The 3,245-nt window shown below is 34.3% G+C and carries 3 protein-coding genes; 1 reads left to right on the top strand and 2 read right to left on the bottom strand.

Annotated elements, in window-relative coordinates; genetic code table 11:
* Positions 1–10 precede the first annotated feature (10 nt).
* A complete protein-coding gene (locus tag H5072_RS15295; RefSeq protein WP_182694006.1) occupies positions 11–1,735 on the top strand; it encodes a GGDEF domain-containing response regulator in 1,725 nt (574 codons plus the stop codon).
* 146 nt (positions 1,736–1,881) lie between these two features.
* On the opposite strand, the gene H5072_RS15300 is transcribed toward H5072_RS15295, so the two are convergent.
* Positions 1,882–2,331: a response regulator gene (locus tag H5072_RS15300; protein ID WP_024596059.1), complete on the bottom strand. Its 450-nt coding sequence runs from the start codon at positions 2,329–2,331 to the stop codon at positions 1,882–1,884.
* A partial coding sequence (locus H5072_RS15305; protein WP_182694007.1) for an ATP-binding protein occupies positions 2,328–3,245 on the bottom strand: 918 nt, incomplete at its 5' end. The genes H5072_RS15300 and H5072_RS15305, both read right to left, overlap by 4 nt.

The raw sequence follows: 3,245 nt of genomic DNA on the forward strand, positions 1-3,245 counted from the left end.
GAAGGAACTTATGAATATTTTAATTGTTGATGATGACTTAGTTGATCGCAAATTAATTAAAAAAATGCTTATTTCTGATGGCTCTCATCATCATGACATTACCGAAGTAACGTGCGTACCCGAGGGCTTGAAAGCCATTGAAGACACGCACTTTGATATAATACTACTCGATTATAATATGCCTAAAGAAGATGGCATTGAAATGCTAATTGAAATGCGTGCAAAGCCTAAACTCGGTAACACCGCAATTATCATGATTAGTTCCTCAGAGAACTCAGCTTTAGCTATTGAGTGTATAGAAGCAGGCGCTCAAGACTTTTTACCAAAAGGTGATATAACGAGGGATAGTTTAAATAAAGCACTTATATATGCCAAAAAACGCTTCGAGGCAGAACAACGTATGCACAACAGTTATCTTGCTGTAAAGCATATGGCAGAACGGGATCAGCTTACTGGTTTGTCTAATCGATATCATTTTGAAGAAATACTAAAAGTAATGATAGCTAACAATAAACGTGCTAAAAACTGCGTGGCGTTACTTGCTTTAGATTTAGATAACTTCAAAAATATTAATGATACGCTTGGGCATAGTGTCGGCGATGAAATTTTAATACAAACAGTAGAAAGGATTCATAGTTGCCTGAGACAAAATGAAGAATTTGCACGCTTAGGAGGCGATGAATTTGCAGTTATAATAGGTGGAATTTGCAATATTAATCAAATAGGTACGATAGCAAATAGAATACTAGCTGAAGTGTCTAAACCCTTTTTGCATGAAGGTAGAACTTTAAATTGCAGTGTTAGTATAGGAAGTGCTTTATACCCAAACGATGCGACTGAATCGCATGAACTACTAAAATGTGCTGACATTGCAATGTATCGCTCAAAACAAAGTGGTAAAAGTAGAATTAGCTTTTACAAAGAGCAATATCAGTACGAATTTAGTCGCCGGGTAGATATTCAAAATAGTATAAAAGAGCACATAGAAGAAAAAAACTTTAGGCTATTTTATCAACCTGTTTACTGTTCTAAAACACAAATAATGACAGGTGTCGAAGCACTGATCCGTTGGCCAAATACAACCATTCATTATACCCCTGATGAGTTTATTCCTATTGCTGAAGAGTGTCGTTTAATTGATCCGCTTGGAAAATGGATAATAATGACCGCTTTAGAGCAGTTATCTTTATGGCAGCAAAGCTATGAAACGCCGTTAACACTATCTATTAATATTTCACCTATTCAGCTACAAAAAGAGATTTTAGAGACCTATTTATTAGAGACAGTCAAAACATACAACTTAAATACCAGCAGTATTATTCTTGAAATAACAGAAACAGCTTTTATGGAAAATAGTAAAGAAGTGATTGAGATATTAACTTCTTTGTCTAACAAGGGATTTAGGATTGCTTTGGACGATTTTGGTATGGGGTACTCATCCATATCTCATCTAATATCTTACCCTATTAATATAGTAAAATTAGACAAAAGCATGCAGTCGTTGGATGGAGAAAATAATAAGCGATTAAAAATAATCGAGAGTTTATCTTTAATGCTAAAAAAATTAGATTTTTCTGTGGTAGCTGAAGGAATCGAAACGAAAGCCCAACATCAGCTATGTAAAAAACTAAACATAGACTACTTGCAAGGTTTTCTATTTTCAAAACCTATGCCTGCAAACGAGATTAACTTGATACTCGATGACTATTGTAAAAAATCATCCTTAAATAAATAGGTAATTTTGAGCCTCTGTAAAATTGAAGCTTAAATCAGACACCTATATAACTTTAAGCTAAAAACCTTTGGTTTGAGCCACATACTCAAACTAAAGGCTCTTCAATTGGCACAGCCTAATAGGTTAAAACTTAAAATACATGCACATCAGCTGTATTTATCTAAATGCTGACCAATAACAGCCATGACTTTTTCTTTTAACTCTGCTGCCTGAAAACTTCCTTTTACAAGGTAACCTTTTACAAAGTCGTGTGACATTATAATCTTTTTTTCTTCTTCTCTTTCAGATGAGCTAAACATCATAACTACACACGAGCTTATCTCTATCATTTTTCTGAGTTTAGAGAACTTCTCTAAAAATTGAATGCCATTAACTTTTGGCATATTAATGTCTAAAAATATAAGAATTGGAGGAAATCCATCAGGGTACTTTATTCTATTAGATTCATAATTTTCTAAAAATTCTAATGCTTCTTGACCATCTTTTTTTTCAAAAATTGTAAGATCTAATTTAGCTTCTTTAATTAGCCTTTTAAGAATATACCGGTCAACTTCGTTGTCATCGACAATTAATATAGGGGGTTTAATTTTTGTCATATTAGCTTATCCAATGGTATTACTATTTTAAATGTTGTGCCTTTATCAGAGCTTTGCAGTGATATTTCACCGTTTAAGTACTCGATATGTTTTTTAACCAACGCCATCCCTAAACCAGAGCCCGTACTCGTCTGTGCATGAAATCGCTTAAACATATCAAACACTTCACCTTGATGCTTTTGTGGTATTCCCATTCCGTTATCTGTAACAGTAATAAAAAACGTCTCTTGCTCATTGAAAATATCACAGCGGACATAAGGGGAGTCTTTATTTCTGTCGTAATACTTCAACCCGTTTGAAATTAAGTTTTCAATAATTTGAGCAAAACGCGCTTTTTCTGACTTTATAGGTACTGATAGATTAATTGTTGTCTCGAGCTTACAAGGGTTGTCTTTCATAAGCCAAGTGAGTCGCTCTTTCATATCAATAATCAACTGATTAAAATCAATTACATCTCTATCTTCACTACCAATTTCAGCTTTAGCTAATAGTAAAATATCAACAACAAGTGTCTCTAACTTTTCCATTTGTTGATAGATAACCAATGCATTTCGACTTGCCTCTTCAGTATCTCCTGCTTTTATATCTTCAATAACAAAATGTGCTAGGGATTTAGCCCCTGACAACGGTGATTTCAGGTCATGAGAAGCTCGATAAGCAAACTGTGCAAGTTCGTCATTTGCTTGCTGCAGGGAGGCTGTTTGGCTATTTATAATCTCTTTGAGTTCAATACTGTTTTCAATATTTAAAAGATCATTTTTAATCCGCTGCCTGGCCGCGATAACGAGTGCTTTTAATTCACCCGACGTTTTTATATCAAGCTCATCATCTAGGTTAATATTGCTTTCGGGTTTACTTGATAAGAGCAGGGTAAGATTTCGAATAGAGCTGGATATAGTACGAGAAAGGTAACT

It is taken from the genome of Pseudoalteromonas sp. SR45-5 (assembly GCF_014163565.1).
GTDB lineage: Bacteria > Pseudomonadota > Gammaproteobacteria > Enterobacterales > Alteromonadaceae > Pseudoalteromonas > Pseudoalteromonas distincta.

Coding starts and splice junctions, on each gene's coding strand:
- H5072_RS15295 (WP_182694006.1), top strand. CDS start 11: ATGAATATTTTAATTGTTGATGATGACTTAGTTGATCGCAAATTAATT.
- H5072_RS15300 (WP_024596059.1), bottom strand. CDS start 2,331: ATGACAAAAATTAAACCCCCTATATTAATTGTCGATGACAACGAAGTT.